We start from the raw sequence: 17,336 nt of genomic DNA, 5'->3' as shown, positions 1-17,336 counted from the left end.
AGCGGAACCCGAGCGCGGGATGGAACAGATGACGAGTGGCCCGGTCCGGACGCGATCGCTGGAAGAACTCGCGGCCGACGCTGCGGCGCGCTACGCGGCGGCGAATCCCCTGAGTCAGGCGAGCTTCGAGCGCTCGACGAACCACCTGCCCGGGGCGGACACCCGAACGGTCAACCACTACGACCCCTTCCCGGTCACCATCGTCCGGGGCGAAGGGTCGCGGCTCCACGACCTCGACGGGCACGTCTACGTCGACTTTCTCAACGACTACACGGCCGGGCTCTACGGCCACTCGAACCCCGTCATCCGGGCCGCGATCGTGGAGGCGGCGGGACGGGGCCTGACCCTCGGCGGGCCGAGTCCGAACCAGCAGGAATTCGCCGAACTCATCTGCCGCCGCTTTCCCTCCGTCGATCGCCTGCGCTTCACGAACTCGGGGACGGAGGCGAACCTCATGGCCGTCAGCCTGGCGCGGGCGGTGACGTATCGTGACGGCGTCCTCGTGTTCGACGGCGGGTATCACGGCGGTCCGTTGAACTTCACCGGCCCCGACCGGCGGCTCAACGTGCCCTTCCCGTGGATCGTCGCGGACTACAACGATGCCGAATCCGCGCGATCCCTCATCGCGGAACGGGCGACCGATCTCGCCTGCGTGCTCGTGGAACCGATGCTCGCGGGCGGCGGATGCATCCCCGGGACCCGGGTGTTTCTGAACGCGCTGCGGGACGCGACGCGCCGGGCCGGCGTCCTCCTGGTCTTCGACGAGGTCCAGACCTCGCGGCTCGCCCCGGGGGGCATGCAGGAGGCGCTCGACATCCACGCCGACCTCACGACCTTCGGAAAGTACCTCGGGGGCGGCGCCTCCTTCGGCGCCTTCGGGGGACGCGCCGATCTCATGGACCGCTTCGATCCGCGCCGGGAGAATCACCTCAGCCACCCCGGCACGCACAACAACAACTCGCTCACCATGGCGGCGGGTCTCACGGGGCTGCGCGACGTGTTCACGCCCGACGCGGTGCGCCGGCTGACGGTGCGGGGAGACGCCCTGCGCGCCGCCCTGAACGGGGTCGCGGCGGCGAGGGACGCGCCCGCGCAGGTCACGGGCCGCGGTTCGATCATGACGGTCCACTTCCAGCGGAAGCCGATCCGCCGCCGCACCGATGTCGCGCACACACCGATGGCGGCCCGGGACCTCTTCCAGCTCGAGATGCTGCTCGCCGGGTTCTACGTGGCCCGCCGGGGGTTCGTCACGGTCTCGATGGCGCACGACGACGAGGACTGCGACGCGCTGGTCGCGGAATTCGACGCCTTCCTCGGCAGGCACGCCGCCGCGATCGATACGGCGCTCGAATGACAGGTTTTCAGGCGTGGTCCACCAGGTGATGGTCCGGATGGGATCGAAGGCGAGGTCGGCACGAGCGGCGATGGTCGCGTCGCTGCTCCTGATGACGATGACCGGTTCGGTCGCGGGCCAGCAGGATGAGTGCGGGGACAGGGCGTCGCTTCACGTCCTCGTTACCGAGGAGTCCGGGGCACTCAACCTGCCCGGGGCCACGATCGTGCTCCGCTGGACCAGCGATGAGGTGCTCAGGCGTGTGCGCGAACCCGCCGGGCCGGACGGGCGCTTCTCGGTCTGCGTTCCCGCCGATGCGCGGGGGGCGACGCTATGGGCGGAGTTCGGGGATGATTCGAGCGAGGAGGCGACGGTCGCCTTCGAGCCCGGCGCACCGCACGAGATCCACCTGCGCGTCCTGTTCGGAGACACCGAGCCGGGGAGGATCGTGGGCCGAGTGCTCGACGCGTCCACCGAGGAGCCTGTGGCCACGGCCACGGTGTCGCTCGTCGGCCGGCCGGCCGAGGTCCGGAGCGACCGCCAGGGCCGGTTCGCCCTCACCGGCGTGCCCGGCGGGGAGCACCTGCTCGAGGTCGAAAGGATCGGCTACGCTTCCCTCCGCTACCAGGTGACGGTGGTCCGCGGACTGAGCACGGAGCTCCAGGTCGGCCTCGTGCCCGCCCCGGTGGAGATGGAACCGCTGGTCGTGACGGCAACCCGACCGCGACGGCTGGAGATCAACGGGTTCTACGACCGCAAGTACTTCGGCGAACTCATCGGCGGGGGCACGTACTTCACGCTGGAGGATATCGACCGCCGGCGCCCGCTCCGCGTCTCGCACATGCTCGCCGACGCGCCCGGCATCCGCCTTCGCTGCCCCGGCTCCGGGTTCCGCGACTGCTGGGTCGAGAGCCGGAGGGCGGCCGGAGGATTCACGCCCGGGGGCTGTGAACTCAGCGCCTACCTCGATGGTTCTCCGATTCCGGTCCGGGAAGTGGACTCGCTCGTGCTGCCGGTGGAGGTCGCCGGCATCGAGGTGTACCAGGGGGCCGGGGAACTGCCGCCCGAGTTCGGCGGATACGACGCGCGCTGCGGGGCCGTCGTGATCTGGACGAAGTAGCCGGGGCTCGGTCCTCTATCTGACCCGCACGTGCTTCTCGAGCATGCGGCGGCGGACGACGCCGCCGTAGACGTTGCCCTCCGAGTCCACGCCCACGGCTTCTGCCCCGCTGTGCTCGATGGTCGTGGACTCAATGTCCTCGATGAAGTACGAGACCGATCCGTCGCGCGCGCTCCCGATCCGGATCCCCTTCTTCCAGCCGGGGTTGTTCGGCCCCCAGCTCTCGGAATCCGCGACGTAGATCGTGTCGTCGTCGTCGATGAAGATCCCGCTCGGGCGGCTGAACTGCTTCCATTCCTCCAGGAACGTCCCGTCCTCGAGGAAGATCTGGATGCGGTTGTTGGCCCTGTCGCCGATGAAGATCCGTCCCTGTGAGTCGCTGGCGATCGCGTGCGGCGTGCTGAACTGGCCGGGGCCGGAGCCCGGTCCGCCCCAGGCGTCGAGGAAATCCCCCTCGGAACTGAAGCGCACGACGCGGTCGTTGCCTTCGCCGTGACCTTCGGTGACGAGGAAGTCGCCGCCGGGAAGGACGAGGACATCCGTCGGCTGGTTGAAGACGTCGGGCCCGAGCCCCGCGACGCCGGCCTGCCCGAGGGTGAGGAGGAGTTCGCCGTCGGAGCTGAACTTGAACACCTGGTGTCCGAGTTCCCCGTTTCCGCGGGCGTCCGTCGCCCAGACGTTTCCCTCATCGTCTACATAAAATCCATGCGGGTAGTTGAACAGTCCCGCGCCCCAGGAAGCGAGGGCCCGGCCGGACATGTCGTACTTGACGATCGGGTCTTCGGATCGGCCGGCGCAGCTGTTCTCGAAGCAGCGGTGCATGACGTAGAGATGGCCATCGGGCCCCTGCTCGACGCCCGTGACCTGCCCCCACTGGACAGCGCCCGGGGGCAGTTCCGCCCAGGGTTCGATGCGCTCGTAGGGGCCGGGCAGGTCGTTGACGGGCTCCATCTGTTGCACCGCGCCGTCCGCGTTCGCGGCGCCGCCTTCGTCGCCGGAGCCGCCGCACGCCGCGACGACCGCGGCGAGACAGAAGAGGGTGCAGAGTCGTGTGATTCGCCGTGTCATTTGTCGTCTCCCTCATCGGTTGCGGGCTTCCCGGCCGAAGCGGGCCGGCCGCCGGTTCGGATCACCCCCTCCTGGGCGACCGAGGCCACGAGCGCCCCTTCCCGCGTGAAAAAGCTCCCGCGCGTGAACGCCCGCGCGCCGCTCGCGACCGTGCTCTCGGTCACGTACAGGAGCCATTCGTCGACCCGGAAGGGACGGTGGAACCAGATCGCGTGGTCGAGCGAGGCGCCCATCAGGTCGCGGTCGAAGAAAGTACGCCCATGCGGAACGAGGGCGGCGCGCAGGAGCCCGTAGTCGGAGGCGTAGGCGAGGACCGCCTGGTGGTCGAGCGGATCGTCGCCCAGCTCTCCGACGGTGCGAATCCAGGCCCGCCGGACGGGCCGGTCCGGCTTCGGCTTGAAGGGGTCGAGCGGGGCCACGGGACGCCGGTCGAGCGGCCGGTCCTGCGTGAGCAGGGAGCGGAGCGGCTCGGGAACGCGCTCGGCATTCCGCCGGATGATGTCGATCTCCGACTCCAGCGCCTCCGGCGGCAGCACATCCGGCATCTCGTCCTGGTGCTCGATGCCGTCCTCCGTCTTGTGGAACGAGGCGGACAGGTTGAAGATCGCGCGCCCATGCTGGATCGCCGTCACGCGCCGCGTGGTGAAGCTCCGTCCGTCGCGCAGGCGGTCCACGAAGTAGACGACGGGAATCTCCAGATCGCCGGCCAGGATGAAGTACCCGTGCAGCGAGTGCGCGGAACGGTCCTCGGCGTCGACCGTCCGGCGCGCCGCCACGAGCGACTGGGCGAGCACCTGTCCCCCGAAGATCCGGCCCGATCCGATGTCCCGGTTCTCCCCGCGATAGATGTTCCGCTCGACCGGTTCGAGGTCGAACAGGTCGACCAGATCCTGTACGGTGTAGCTCACGGGAAGCTCTCGGGCGGCACGCGCCGCAGGGTGGCCTGCTCGAAGGCGTACGCGAGTTCGATGAGCCGCGGCTCGCTGCAGGCCGCCCCCGTGAACCCGATCCCGAACGGCGCGGGCCGCGCGTCGAAGCCCTCGGGGAAGGGCGGCGTCGGCGCGTTGGGCACGAAGCCGAACGGCACGACGATGTGCGGGTACTGCGCCCGCGCCGCGAGCGCGGCTCCGCGGCTCCCCGGTGTGAAGATCGCGTCGAGGTCGTACTCCTCCAGCACGGCGTCGATCCCGCGCATCTGGCTCAGCAGCGAATCCTTCGCCATGTCCGCCGCGTTCCGGGCACGGTCCGCCTCCACGTCCATCTCATCGGAGATGTCGTAGCGCGACTGCTCGTACTTCATCGACCCCGCGTCGCGGTGCGCGAGGTTCCACTCCCGAAGCTCGGTCAGCGTCCCGACCGGCGCCGAGGGCCCGAGCGATTCGAGCCACGCGTCGAAATCGCGCTTCATCCCGTACTTGAAGTTGACCGAACACCCCTCGTCCGAACCCTTCGCCTGGTGCCCGCCGATGCAGAGCGGCCACGTGTTGAAGTTGGCCCCCGGGTCCGGATCGACGAAGCTGGGGATCTCGGCCGGGTCCACGACGACCGCGCCCGCCGCCTCGAGGACCGCGATGGCCTCGGACATGAGGGCCGCGGCCTCCTCGTTCAGCCCGCCGATCGTCTCGCCTCCGACCTCCACCGGCTCGTAGTAGAAGGCCCGGGGGATCCCGATCCGGGCGCCCTCCAGCCCGCCGGCGTTCAGAAACGGCGTGTAGTCGCGGCCCGGCGGCGCCTCGCAGCGCGCGGTGGCCGCGTCGTTCGGATCGGGCTCCGTCCCCTCCATCGCCCCCAGCATGATCGCCGCGTCCGTCACCGTGCGGGCCATCGGCCCCGCCATGTCGTGGTCCAGCGTCACGGGAGCCACGCCCCAGCGGCTGACGCGCGCGATGGTAGGCCGGATGCCGACGAGCATGTTCGCGTTCGAGGGGCTGATGATCGACCCGCCGGTATCCGTCCCCACGTTCGCCGACCAGAAGCTCGCGGCCGTCCCGATCCCGGAGCTGGAGCCGCCCGTGGTGAGCGCCGGACGCCCATCGTTGCGGTCTTCCCGCGGGTCGCGGCGCGGATCGTAGGGGTTGAGGCCGTAACCCGTGAGAGCGTTGTAGTTGCCCGGCATCTGGTTCGGCGGCCCCGCCATGAAGTTCGCGAACTCCGTGAGTCCCGCCTTCGCGATGATGATCGCGCCGGCCTCGCGCAGGTTCGTCGTCAGCGTGGCCTCGTACGGCGGCAGGTACCCCTCGAAGGCGAGCGACCCGCCCGTCGTCGGGATGTGTGTCGTGTGGATGTTGTCCTTGAGCGCGACCGGGATGCCGTGCAGGGGACCGCGCACGTCGCCCGCCGCCCGCTCCGCATCGAGCGCCTCGGCCTCCGCGAGCGCGTTCGGATTGATCGAGACGGCCGCGTTGAGCTGCCACTCGTAGCGCGCGATTCGCGCCAGGTGCTCCATGACGAGTTGCCGCGACGTGAGCTGCCCGCTCTCCATCGCCGCCCGCATCTCCGGAATCGTCGCCTCGACCACGTCGAACGGCGCCGTCTCGGATGCCGGGCCGCCGCACGCCACCGAAATCGCGGCCAGCAGGACGCTCGCCCGCAGGCAGCCCACCGGCGGAACGCCCCCCCAGCGGAATCCGGCCTGCATGGCGCGGTTGTTGGGACCTGGAACTGACTTCATGGGATCCTCCGATTCCCGGGACTCCGACGCGGACCTCGAATCTCGCCCTGCTGTGGCCGTATAGTAAGGGATGACCCGCTGTCCGCCGTAGCCTCGATCCCGGGAGACCGCCGTGTTCCGCAGAATCCTCACCGCTTTCGCTCTCGTCACCCTCACGACCGTCGCCGCCGCCCCGCTCCACGCACAGGATCTCGACGCCCCGCGCCCGATCGAGCGTCTCGACACGGTGTGGATCGAGGAGATGACGTGGATGGAAGTGCGCGACGCCCTCGCCGAGGGGATGACGACGGCGATCATCGGTACCGGGGGCATCGAGCAGAACGGCCCCTACCTCGCGAGCGGGAAGCACAACTTCGTGCTGCAGGCCACCGCGGAGGCGATCGCCCGCGAACTCGGGAACGCGCTCATCGCCCCCGTCATCAAGCTGGTCCCGGAGGGGAGCATCGATCCGCCGTCCGGACACATGCGCTACCACGCGACGATCAGCGTCCGGCAGGAGACGTTCGAGGCCATGATCACCGACGTCCTGGGCAGCCTCGCCGCGCACGGGTTCGAGAATCTCGTCCTCATCGGAGACAGCGGAGGAAACGTCAGCGGCATGGAAAACGTGGCCGCCACCCTCAACCGCGCCTGGGCGGACCGGCCGGCCCGCGTCCACTTCATCCCGGAGTACTATACGGAAGACATTTATAGTTGCGACTATCTGAAAGAGGAGTTGAGGATATTCCAGCAACCGGACGAGTGCGTGGCGACCCGCAACGAGTACCACGACGACTATCACTATTCGTCCATAATGTCGACGGTGGATCCGGAGACGATCCGGGCGGAGCAACGGATGGACGCCGGCCTCTTCTCGATCAACGGCGTCGACCTCTCACCGCTGGAGCGGACGGTGGAGAACGGGCGGCTCCTCGTCGACTACCGCGCCGAGATCACCGCCCGCGCGATCCGCCGCTCGATCGCGGCCGCCGCCGCTCGCGGCTCACTTCGCTGACCCCGAGCCACCCGCGCCGGCCGCGCCGCTCGGGGACGGTGCCGCGCCGCCGAACACCTTCACCTCGATCCGGGCCACCCGTTCCGTGATCTCCACCCGAAATGCGTGCACTTCTCCGCGAAGTTCGTGCATCTCTCCGCGCAGCCCCTGAATCTCGCCCCTCGTCTCACCGCGCAGCCCCCGAATCTCTCCCCGCAGCCCCTTCATGTCGTCGCGGTGCCTGTGCGCCGTGCCGAGGATGAGCCCCGCCAACGCCACGCCCACAGCGATGATCCCGATGAGTTCCGCCCCCATCTTCCTCCTCCTGAACCGAGTCACGTCGCACGGAGGCTCCCGCCTCGCGTTCCGTGTCCAAGTTCCCGACCGCTCTCAACGTAGGATCAACCGGTCTTGCCGACTACCCGCCGCCGCGCCGCCGCTATCGGTCACCGGGTCCGCCTCCGCCCTCCGGCCTCCGGTCCCAGTAGTCGGTGGGGCGGTCGTCGCTCATGAGGGCATCCTCGTCGACCCAGTAGTGGTCGCCGAACGGCTTCGGGTCGGGCCACACCTCATCCAGCGTGTCCGCGTCGTAGACGATGCCGTCCTTCACCACGAGGCGGATGTCCGCCGTGTTGCGGATGTCGTCGAGCGGGTTCGAGTTGAGGACGATGAAGTCCGCCAGCTTGCCCTCGGCGAGCGATCCCGTCTCGTGCGCCAGGCCCAGGAAGTGGGCGCCGTGGATCGTGCCGACCTCGATCCCGGTCATCTCGTCCGTGCCCGCCGCGGCCATCCACACCTCGTAGTGGGAGCCGAGGCCGTGCAGCTGTCCGTGCGAGCCGATCGCGCCCCAGCCGCCCTCCTCGATGATGTCGCCGAGACCGCGCGCGAGGAGGGGGAAGCTGTAGTCGGTTTCCGGGCGCATCATGCGGCGCCGGGTGGAGGGGATGAGCATCCGCCACGGAAGCCAGCGGCGCAGCTTCTCATCCTTCCACACATCGTCGGTCTGGTAGAAATACTCCTCGTTCCAGGCCCCGGGGCCGCCGACGATGAAGGTGGGAGAGTACACCGCGTCCGCGTGCCCGAAGAACTTCGCGACGTCGTCGTACAGCGGCACGTAGCTCAGCGGGTGCTCCCACCCGGTGTGGCCGTCCATGATCATGCCCATGTTGTACTCGATGTCGCCGCCCTCGGCGGTCACGCGCAGGCCGCGCACCCGCGCCGCGTCCGTGACCCACTGCCGCTGGTCGCGGCGCGGCTGCAGGTACTCCTTGATCATCACCGCGCCCCAGGACGCGAGGCGCGCGACGTTCTGGTCGGCCAACTCGTAGCTCGAGATCTCGTTCTGGCGGGCCCCGTCGCCCGAGTAGACCGGGTCCCCGGTGCTGTAGGTGCGCGGGCCGATCATGGCGCCCGCCTCGACGAGTTCGGCGGCGGGGAAGACGTTCGACGACCACTGCGAGTTGTCGAGCGTCGTCGTGACCCCGTACGCCATGTAGATCGCGGATTCCCAGTTGCGCTGCGGGATCACGCCCACGTGGTCGCGGTGATGGTGCGCGTGCATGTCGATGAGGCCGGGCATGATCGTCGTGCCGGCCGCGTCGATCACGTGGTCCGCGCCGGCGGTGTCGCAGTCGCCGATGCAGGCGAGGCGGCCGTCCCGCACGACGATGTCGCCGCTCCCGATGACCCGGTCGTCCTCGACCGTGATGATGCGGGCGCCGGTGAAGGCGACGCTGCCGCGCGCGATGTGGCGCGGGAGTTCGAGGTCGATCGGCGTCTCGACCGTCTCGCCCGTCGTCGGGTCGTGCATGTAGTAGCGCGGTCCGCTCACGAACTCGAGCGTGCTCGCGTCGCGCCAGCGCGGATGGATCCCGCCCTCGAAGCTGACCTGCGTGACCGGGAGCTGGCCGCTGCGCTTGGCGATGCGGACGATGTTGGACCCCGTCCCGCCGTACGGGAACGGCATCCGGTACACGTTGTCGCCCTCCTGGAAGGCGAGCCACGCCCCGTCCGGCGATACCGCCGCCTCGTCCGCGTCCGGCAGCGTGAAGTGGACCCGGCGGTCGCTCCCGTCGAGGCGGATGGAGGCGATCTCGGTCCCCGCCGGCTCGCCGTTGCCGGGCCCCATCGTCTCCGGATAGAAGAGCCGGCCGTCCGGTCCGAACGACGCCTGCGCGACGGGACGCCGCGGCATGAGCGGACGCCCGCCGGTGTAGGGCCGCGCCACCTTCGTGATCAGCGCCGCGTCGCCGCCTTCCGCCGGCACGCGCACGAAGTCGAAGAACTGATTGCTCGCCACGGTCCGGCCGCGCGTCGTCGCACCCGACCCCCGCGTGACGACGATGTCCCCGCCGTCCGGACTCCACACGGTGTTGAGATATTCCGCCGCCCGCGTCGTGAGCTGCCGCGGCTCGCCACCGTCCGCCGGCACCCGCCACACGTGGCCCTGCGCGGCGTCCGCCCAGCTCGTGAAGGCGATCGACCGCCCGTCCGGCGACCACGTCGGCGCCATCTCGAACGGCTCGAACGAATCCGGCGTGAGCCGCCGCGGCGTGCCATCCGGCAGGTCCATGATCCAGACCCGTCCCACCGCCTGGAAAGCGAGCCGGCTCCCGTCCGGCGAGGAGGCGGTCCAGCGCGGGAACTTCACCTTGAAGGTCTCACCCAGCGCCATCTGCGGGCGCCCCGCCATCTCCGAGATCGTCCGCTGCACGCGGGCGGTGAAGGGGATCGTCGCGACGGTGCCCTCGAGATCGACCCGGCGGATCTTCCCGCCCGCCGAGATCACGAGGGATCGCGAGTCCGAAGCCCAACCGTACCCCGGCAGGTCGCGGGACACCTTCATCCCCTCCGCCATGTCCACCTCGATGGGGTCCATGAGGACGCGCTCGGCCCCCGTCTCCAGGTCGCGCAGCCAGAGCGCGGTGCGGGGCCCGAAGCGGTGCCCGTCGTGGGAGATCGTCCCGTCGGGGATGCGGCGCGCGAAGGCGAGCCAGCGCCCGTCCGGAGACGGCTCCGGGGCGATCGCCCCGCCGCTCGACGTCTGCCCCTGCTGGACCGTGATGCCGGAAGTGATCTCGTCTACCCGCCCCGTCTCGAGGTCGAGGCGCCGGATCTGCTTGTGCCCCTGCGTCATGTCCAGCCGGCCGGACCCCAGCCCCGGCGGCGCCGCCCGGAAGTGGAAGTAGAGCGACGCTCCATCCGCCGAGAACGACGGCCACTGCGCCCCGGAATAGTCCGGCCCGACAAGTTGCACGCCCTCGCCGCCGTCCTTCGAGTACATCCAGATGCCCGGCGCCGGACCGCCCCCGCCCCGCCGCGTCGAAGCCCGCCGCACCGCGATGAACCGGCCATCCGGACTCCAGGCGGGTTCCCACGCGCGCAGTCCCTGGTCCTCGAACACGGGCCGCGGGTTCGAACCGTCCGCGTCCATCAGCCACAGGTTGCTCTGTCCCCCGCGGTCGGAGATGAAGGCGATCGTCGACCCGTCCGGCGACAGCCGGGGATGATAGTTGACGGCCACGCCGGTGTTCTGCGTGAGGACCTCCGCCTCGCCACCCTCCACCGGGAGCCGGTAAATGTGTCCGAGGAGGTCGAACACGAGCCACGCCCCCCCCGGCTCGAGGTCGATGGACAGCCACGTCCCCTCGTCCGTCGTGAAGTCGATCTCGCGGGTCTCGCCGAGCGGCGCGGTCACATCCCACGCCGGAGAGACGTCGCCTTCCTGCGGGAGCGCGGCGGCCCCCGGCGCGGCAAGCGCGAGACAGAGAAGCGCCAGGACGCCGGTGGGAGCCGAACGGGCGCCGGGAGCCGAGTCGGTGCGGGAAGTCGAGTCGGTGCGGGAAGCCGAGTCGGTGCGGGAATCACACATGGGGGGACCTCCGGTGGGAGAGTGAATCATGATGTCGTGCGGCGCTCGAGACGCGTGGCGTCGAGGATCCTGCTCGCGAGTTCCTCGATCGAGCAGCGCGTGGCGTCGATGAACGGGATGTCGAGGCGCTCGAACAGCGACTGCGCCTGACGGATCTCGAAGCTCACCTGGCGGGGCGAGGCGTAGCGGCGGCCGATCCCGCGCGCGCTCCGCAACTCCCCCAGGCGCTGGGGCTCGATCGTGAGCCCGTAGATCTTGTCGCGGTGCGGGGAAAGGATGGACGGGACGCGCCGCTCCTCCAGATCGCTTCCCGTGAGAGGATAATTCGCGGCGAACACGCCGTACTGAAGGGCGAGATACAGGCAGGTCGGGGTCTTTCCCGATCTCGACACGCCGATCAGGACGAGGTCGGCCCGGTCGTATCCCTGCGGATTCGAGCCGTCGTCGTGAGACAGCGCGAAGTTCATCGCCTCTATGCGGCGGTCGTATTCCCGGTAGTTCTGGATGCCGTGCGAGACCCCCATCGCGTGCTGCGAAGTGTGGCCGAGTTCCTTTTCGAGCGGTCCGAGAAAGGAATCGAAGAAGTCGAGGAAGAGGGCGTCCGTCCTCCCCACCATCTCCCGCACCGTATCCCGCACGTCCTCCTTCACCAGCGTGCTGAAGACGATGGGCGGCGACCCCCGTGCCCGGGCGGCCGCGTTGATCTTCTTCGCGGCCCGTTTCGCCTTGTCGACGGTGGAGACGAATGGTACGGTGACTTTCCGGAACTCGAGGGCGTCGAACTGCGCGATCAGGCTGTGGCCGAGGGTCTCGGCCGTGACGCCCGAGTGGTCGGAGACGAAGAACACCGTTCGCTGGGTCATCTTGCACTGATTCTCCGGCTTCGATTTGCCTGGGACAACCGTTCGGGGTTGCCGGGAGGCCGGGGTTGGGAGTCGCCGTGTCCGGGTATATCGCGCCATTCGAGTCGATCGGACTCGCCGATCTCGAATCCGTCGGAGGGAAGAACGCATCGCTCGGCGAGATGATCTCCCATCTCTCCGCCGCCGGTGTGGAGGTCCCCGGGGGCTTCGCGATCACGGCCCGGGCGTACCGCGACTTCCTCTCGGGCGAACTCGGCGAACGCATCCACGCTTCGCTCGATGCCCTGGACGTCGAGGACCTGGGGGCGCTTGCCCGCACGGGCTCCGAGATCCGCAGCTGGATCGCCGACACGCCGCTGCCGCCGGGGCTCGCTGCCCGAATCGAAACGGCCTACCGCGAACTCGGCGCCGCCGGCAGCGCCCCGGGCGACATTTCCGTCGCCGTGCGCTCCTCCGCCACGGCCGAGGACCTCCCGGAAGCCTCCTTCGCGGGACAGCAGGACACGCTGCTCAACGTCCGTGGCGTGGAGGCGGTCCTCGCAGCGGTCCACGAGGTCTACGGTTCGCTCTTCACCGACCGCGCGATCGCCTACCGCGTCCACCACGGGTTCGCGCACCGCGATGTCGCGCTCTCCGTCGGTGTCCAGCGCATGGTACGCGCGGACAAGGGTTCGAGCGGGGTGATGTTCACGCTGGACACCGAGTCGGGCTTCCGGGACGTCGTGTTCATCACGAGCGCCTGGGGTCTCGGCGAGACGGTCGTGCAGGGGGGTGTGAATCCGGACGAGTTCTACGTCTACAAGCCCGCCCTGCGCGCCGGGCGCCACGCGATCCTCCGCCGAAACCTGGGCGGCAAGGCGATCAAGCTCGTGTACGCGGACGCGGGTCCCGCCGCCGCGTCGGTCGAGACGGTCGCGGTGCCCGGCGAGGACCGGCTTCGCTTCTCGCTGACGGACGATGAGGTGCACGAACTCGCCCGCCAGGCGCTCCTGATCGAGGACCACTACGGGCGCCCCATGGACATCGAGTGGGCTCGGGACGGGATCGATGGCGGTCTGCGGATCGTGCAGGCGCGTCCGGAGACCGTGCAGAGCCGCACGGGCGGAGTGATCTCCCGCTTCACGCTCAAGGAGCGGGGCCAGGTGCTTGCCGAGGGGCGCAGCATCGGCGGCCGGATCGGAGGCGGCCCGGCGCGCGTCATCGAGTCGGCGTCGGAGATCGCGCGCTTCCGGCGCGGCGATGTGCTCGTCACGGACATGACGGACCCGGACTGGGAACCGATGATGAAGCAGTCCGCCGCCATCGTCACGAATCGCGGCGGCCGCACCTGCCACGCGGCGATCATCGCGCGCGAACTCGGCATCCCGGCGGTCGTCGGCTGCGGCGACGCGACGGCGCGGCTTGAGGAGGCCGGCGACGTCACGGTGTCCTGCGCCGAAGGCGACACGGGCTACGTCTACGAAGGGCTGCTCGATTTCGAGGAGGGAGAGATCCGTCTCGGCGCGATGCCCCGGATCCCGGTCAAGATCATGCTCAACGTGGGCAACCCGGACCGCGCGTTCGACTTCGCCTCGATCCCGAACCACGGGGTGGGCCTCGCCCGCCTCGAGTTCATCATCAACCGCATGATCGGCGTCCATCCGCAGGCCCTGCTCGACTTCGAGGAGCTGCCTGACGAACTGCAGCGGGAAATCCGGGTCCAGCACGCCGGTTATGCGGATCCGGTCGAGTTCTACGTCGAGAAGCTCACGGAAGGGGTCGCGACGATCGCCGCGGCCTTCGCCCCCGAGCCCGTCATCGTGCGGCTGTCCGACTTCAAGTCGAACGAATACGCGGATCTCATCGGCGGCCGCCGCTACGAGCCGAACGAGGAGAACCCGATGCTCGGCTTCCGCGGCGCGTCCCGCTACGTGTCGGAGAGCTTTCGTCCCGCGTTCGAACTCGAATGCCGGGCGCTGCGTCGCGTTCGCCGGAGCATCGGGCTCGACAACGTGTGGGTGATGGTCCCCTTCGTCCGCACCGTGGCCGAGGCGCGGGCCGTCGTCGACCTCCTGGCGGAGAACGGCCTCGCCCGGGGGGAGGACGGACTGCAGCTCATCATGATGTGCGAGCTTCCCTCGAACGCCCTGCTCGCCGACGAGTTCCTCGAGCACTTCGACGGGATGTCGATCGGGTCGAACGACATGACGCAGCTCACCCTCGGCCTCGACCGCGATTCCGGGCTGATCGCCGACATCTTCGACGAGCGCGACGCCGCGGTGAAGGCGACGCTCTCGATGGCGATCCGCGCCTGCGCGAAGGCGGGCAAGTACATCGGGATCTGCGGGCAGGGACCGTCGGACTACCCCGATCTCGCACGCTGGCTCGTGGAGGAGGGGATCGAGAGCATGTCGCTCAACCCGGACACCGCCGTCGAGACGTGGATGTTCCTCGCGGGGGAGGAAGTCTGACGACCGCGAACGGAGGGGCCGGGGCGCCGGAGGCCGGCGGAACGGGACTCGCGCGCCGGCTCGGACTGTGGGGTCTGGCGGCGACGGGCATCTGCTCGATGCTGGGGGCCGGGATCAACGTGGTTCCCGTCATGATCCAGCGGAACGTGCCCGGGATCGCGGAGAACGTGCTCCCGGCGTTCGCCTTCGGCGCGCTCCCCGCCGTCCTTGCCGGGCTCGCCTACGCGATCCTCGCCTCCGCCATGCCGCGGGCCGGCGGCAGCTACGTCTTCGCGAGCCGGGCGCTCGGTCCGTACTGGGGCTTCGTGGCGAGCTTCTCGCAGTGGTTCGGCCTTTCCATCGTCATCGGGGTCGTCTCCTACCTCATCGTCCCGTTCCTGCGGGACATCGCGGGCGCGCTGGGGATGGCGGGGCTGGCCGACGTGCTGGACACGGGTTCGGTCCGGGTGGCGCTGGCGCTCGCGATGCTGTGGACGTTCGCGTGGGTGAACCTGCGCGGCCTCAAGGCCTACGAACGCACCGTGGTGCCGCTGATGGTCGTCATGTTCGCCCTGGGCGCGATCGTCATCGTGGCCGGATTCTCGTTCGACCAGGGCGACTTCGCGGCGGCGCTCCTCGCGAGCGAAGGCGTGGAGGTGCCGGCCGCCGCGCCTCCGCCGCTCGGCCCGGCCGGCTTTCTCGCCGCCTCCGGCCTCCTATTCGCCAGCTTCGTCGGCTTCGACGCGATCGCGCAGGCGGGCGGGGAGGCACGGAATCCGAACCGCGCGCTCCCCCTCGCGATCGGCCTCGCCGTCTTCATCGTGGGCGCCTACTACCTGCTCTTCACGGCCGCCGTCTATCACACGGTCCCGTGGGAGTTCGTGTGGGCGCGGGCGCAGGAACAGGACCTCACCGCTCCCGGACTCCTCGGTTACGTGCTCCCGCCCTTCTGGACAGTGCTCATCGTCGCGGGGGCCGCGATCGCCCTCATCAACGACCTGCCGGCGATGATCCTCTCCGTCTCGCGCCTCGTCTTCGCGTGGGCCGAAGACGGGATCTTTCCATCCGGCCTCGCCCGGGTGCACCCCGCGTTCCGCACGCCGCACGCGGCCATTCTGCTGTCGACCGCGCTGGCCTCGGTCGCGATCCTCGGCAGCGAGTGGGCGGGAGACTTCTTCCTCGGCGTCGACCTCATGGTCACGTCGATGCTCGTCAACTTCATCATCATGTGCGTCTCCGTGCTCGTCCTCCCGCGGCGGAACCCCGGGATCGCCGCGAACTTCCGCGTTCTCCGCGGCCCGAAGCTGCGGACGTGCGTCTGCCTCGCGGGCATCGTCCTCCTGGGGACGTTTCTCGTGACGCACACATGGAAGGACCTCAACTCGGACGTCGCCGCGTGGTATTTCCGCTCCACGCCGCTCTGGATCGGCGTCATGGCGCTGGGATCGCTCATCTACTTCCGAAAAATGAGAGCGTTGCGAGCCTCCGGGACGGACGTCGCCCGCCTCTTCCGCGAGCTGCCTCCTGAGTAGGCCGGAGCGCCGGGAACTCGCTCCCGGCCTGGAGATCTCGCGGGTGCTCACCGGACTGTGGCAGGTCGCCGACCTGGAGCGCGAGGGCCCGATCGATGTCGAGGCCGCCGCAGCCGCGATGGACGCGTACAGCCAGGCGGGTTTCACGACGTTCGACATGGCCGACCACTATGGTTCGGCCGAGGAGATCGCCGGTGCGTGCGCGTCCCGGGCCCCGCATCGGGACGGAGACCTCCAGCTCCTCACCAAGTGGACGCCCGCGCCGGGCGCGCACACGCCGGCAACGGTGCGGGAAGCCGTCCGGCGGTCCCTGGACCGGCTCCGGGCGGATACGATCGACCTCCTTCAGTTCCACGCCTGGCACTACGCGGATCCGAGTTGGCTCGACTGCCTCTTCACCCTCCAGGAGCTGAAGGACGAAGGGCTGATCCGGCACCTCGGACTTACGAACTTCGACGCCGTCCACCTCGACATGGTCCTCCATACCGGCATCGAGGTCGTGTCGAACCAGGTTTCGTTCTCCCTCCTCGACGGACGCGCCGCCGGCGCCATGACGGAGGTCTGCCTGGAACACGGGGTCCAGCTTCTCGCATACGGGACGCTGGCGGGCGGCCTCCTGACCGAGCGCTGGCTGGGCGCCGACGACCCCGGAGCGGACGGCGTCCGAACCTGGTCGGAGATGAAGTACCGCCGCTTCGTGGAGGCGACGGGCGGCTGGGATCGGCTGCAGACGCTGCTCCGGGCGGTCCGGTCGGTGGCGGAGAAGCACGGCGTCTCGATGGCGAACGTCGCGGCGCGCGCGATCCTCGACCGGCCCGCGGTGGCGGGCGTGATCATCGGCGCCCGGCTGGGGCGGAGCGAGCACATCGCCGACAACCTGCGCCTCTCGTCGCTCCGGCTCGATGACGACGACCGGGAAACGCTGGCGGCCGCGGGCGGGGCGCTGGATCCCGTTCCGGGGGACTGCGGAGATGAGTATCGGCGGCCTCCCTACCTGACGGCGGCCGGCGACCTCAGCGATCACCTGGACGAGCTTCCGTCGCCGTATCCCGTCCGGTCCGGGAGCGGCGGCCGGACCCGAGTGGATTCCGGCACGATGTGGGAGGACCTCGCCGGCTACTGCCGGGCGGTGCGAACGGGCGATCGCATCGCGGTCTCCGGGACGACGGCCACGCACGGGGATCGCCGGATCGGAGGCGACGACCCGGCCGCGCAGACGCACTACGTCATCGACAAGATCGAGGGTGCGATCGAAGCGTTGGGCGGCCGCCTCGAGGACGTGGTCCGGACCCGGGTCTTCGTGCCGGAACTGGCGGACTGGGAGCCGGTCGCGCGTGCGCACGGCCGGCGTTTCGGCGACATTCGGCCCGCCAATACGCTGGTCCAGGCGGGTCTCATCGGGTCAGGATATCGGGTCGAGATCGAGGCCGAGGCCCGCGTCGGACGTTCCCGCGGGAACGTCCCCGAGTGAGCGGA

General features: G+C 69.7%; 12 protein-coding genes. 6 read left to right on the top strand and 6 right to left on the bottom strand.

From position 1 onward, the window contains the following. Window positions 1–28 precede the first annotated feature (28 nt). Both ACQY5G_RS16155 and ACQY5G_RS16150 read left to right on the top strand, forming a co-directional pair. Window positions 29–1,354 (top strand): aspartate aminotransferase family protein, encoded by a 1,326-nt coding sequence (locus ACQY5G_RS16155; protein ID WP_428275703.1) that lies wholly within the window; start codon window positions 29–31, stop codon window positions 1,352–1,354. Window positions 1,355–1,424: 70 nt separating this feature from the next. Next, window positions 1,425–2,453: a carboxypeptidase-like regulatory domain-containing protein gene (locus ACQY5G_RS16150; protein ID WP_428275701.1), complete on the top strand. Its 1,029-nt coding sequence runs from the start codon at window positions 1,425–1,427 to the stop codon at window positions 2,451–2,453. 15 nt (window positions 2,454–2,468) lie between these two features. On the opposite strand, the gene ACQY5G_RS16145 is transcribed toward ACQY5G_RS16150, so the two are convergent. The 3 genes from ACQY5G_RS16145 to ACQY5G_RS16135 are packed head-to-tail and all read right to left on the bottom strand — an operon-like array spanning window position 2,469 to window position 6,192. Beyond that, window positions 2,469–3,521 (bottom strand): peptidyl-alpha-hydroxyglycine alpha-amidating lyase family protein, encoded by a 1,053-nt coding sequence (locus tag ACQY5G_RS16145; RefSeq protein WP_428275699.1) that lies wholly within the window; start codon window positions 3,519–3,521, stop codon window positions 2,469–2,471. Beyond that, window positions 3,518–4,429, bottom strand: coding sequence for an acyl-CoA thioesterase II (gene tesB, locus ACQY5G_RS16140; protein ID WP_428275697.1), 912 nt, complete (start codon window positions 4,427–4,429; stop codon window positions 3,518–3,520). Before tesB ends, ACQY5G_RS16145 begins: the two co-directional genes overlap by 4 nt. Continuing rightward, window positions 4,426–6,192 carry an amidase family protein gene (locus ACQY5G_RS16135; RefSeq protein ID WP_428275695.1) on the bottom strand — a complete coding sequence of 589 codons (1,767 nt, stop codon included), beginning with the start codon at window positions 6,190–6,192 and terminating at the stop codon, window positions 4,426–4,428. The genes tesB and ACQY5G_RS16135 overlap by 4 nt, the downstream gene beginning before the upstream one ends. A 112-nt stretch (window positions 6,193–6,304) precedes the next feature. Between ACQY5G_RS16135 and ACQY5G_RS16130 the strand changes: the two genes are divergently transcribed. Continuing rightward, entirely contained in the window at window positions 6,305–7,186 is an 882-nt protein-coding gene (locus ACQY5G_RS16130; RefSeq protein ID WP_428275693.1) for a creatininase family protein, read from the top strand. Here the strand turns inward: ACQY5G_RS16130 and ACQY5G_RS16125 are convergent. The 3 genes from ACQY5G_RS16125 to ppsR form a co-directional block, all read right to left on the bottom strand. After that, window positions 7,175–7,480 (bottom strand): hypothetical protein, encoded by a 306-nt coding sequence (locus ACQY5G_RS16125; protein ID WP_428275691.1) that lies wholly within the window; start codon window positions 7,478–7,480, stop codon window positions 7,175–7,177. The two genes, ACQY5G_RS16130 and ACQY5G_RS16125, sit on opposite strands and share 12 nt — an antisense overlap. Before the next feature lie 124 nt (window positions 7,481–7,604). Further along, the gene (locus ACQY5G_RS16120; RefSeq protein WP_428275689.1) at window positions 7,605–11,036 is read right to left on the bottom strand and encodes an amidohydrolase family protein; all 3,432 of its coding nucleotides are present in this window, start codon (window positions 11,034–11,036) and stop codon (window positions 7,605–7,607) included. Window positions 11,037–11,062: 26 nt separating this feature from the next. After that, entirely contained in the window at window positions 11,063–11,899 is an 837-nt protein-coding gene (ppsR, locus tag ACQY5G_RS16115; RefSeq protein WP_428275687.1) for a posphoenolpyruvate synthetase regulatory kinase/phosphorylase PpsR, read from the bottom strand. Window positions 11,900–11,976: 77 nt separating this feature from the next. Here ppsR and ppsA point away from each other — a divergent pair, with 77 nt between their 5' ends. The 3 genes from ppsA to ACQY5G_RS16100 are packed head-to-tail and all read left to right on the top strand — an operon-like array spanning window position 11,977 to window position 17,331. After that, window positions 11,977–14,349, top strand: a complete 2,373-nt coding sequence (gene ppsA, locus ACQY5G_RS16110) for a phosphoenolpyruvate synthase (RefSeq protein WP_428275685.1) — start codon at window positions 11,977–11,979, stop codon at window positions 14,347–14,349. Next, window positions 14,319–15,860: an APC family permease gene (locus ACQY5G_RS16105; RefSeq protein ID WP_428275683.1), complete on the top strand. Its 1,542-nt coding sequence runs from the start codon at window positions 14,319–14,321 to the stop codon at window positions 15,858–15,860. The genes ppsA and ACQY5G_RS16105 overlap by 31 nt, the downstream gene beginning before the upstream one ends. A 43-nt stretch (window positions 15,861–15,903) precedes the next feature. After that, the gene (locus tag ACQY5G_RS16100) at window positions 15,904–17,331 is read left to right on the top strand and encodes an aldo/keto reductase (RefSeq protein ID WP_428275681.1); all 1,428 of its coding nucleotides are present in this window, start codon (window positions 15,904–15,906) and stop codon (window positions 17,329–17,331) included. The last annotated feature ends 5 nt before the right edge of the window (window positions 17,332–17,336 follow it).

Source organism: Candidatus Palauibacter sp. (assembly GCF_965261555.1).
GTDB lineage: Bacteria > Gemmatimonadota > Gemmatimonadetes > Palauibacterales > Palauibacteraceae > Palauibacter.
The sequence above is the reverse complement of the archived record's forward strand: the minus strand, read 5'-3'. Positions and strand labels throughout refer to the sequence as shown.

Bases quoted from the DNA above. Each gene is read 5' to 3' on its own strand.
- ACQY5G_RS16155 (WP_428275703.1), top strand. From the start codon at position 29: ATGACGAGTGGCCCGGTCCGGACGCGATCGCTGGAAGAACTCGCGGCC.
- ACQY5G_RS16150 (WP_428275701.1), top strand. From the start codon at position 1,425: ATGGTCGCGTCGCTGCTCCTGATGACGATGACCGGTTCGGTCGCGGGC.
- ACQY5G_RS16145 (WP_428275699.1), bottom strand. From the start codon at position 3,521: ATGACACGGCGAATCACACGACTCTGCACCCTCTTCTGTCTCGCCGCG.
- ACQY5G_RS16135 (WP_428275695.1), bottom strand. From the start codon at position 6,192: ATGAAGTCAGTTCCAGGTCCCAACAACCGCGCCATGCAGGCCGGATTC.
- ACQY5G_RS16125 (WP_428275691.1), bottom strand. From the start codon at position 7,480: ATGGGGGCGGAACTCATCGGGATCATCGCTGTGGGCGTGGCGTTGGCG.
- ACQY5G_RS16120 (WP_428275689.1), bottom strand. From the start codon at position 11,036: ATGTGTGATTCCCGCACCGACTCGGCTTCCCGCACCGACTCGACTTCC.
- ppsR (WP_428275687.1), bottom strand. From the start codon at position 11,899: ATGACCCAGCGAACGGTGTTCTTCGTCTCCGACCACTCGGGCGTCACG.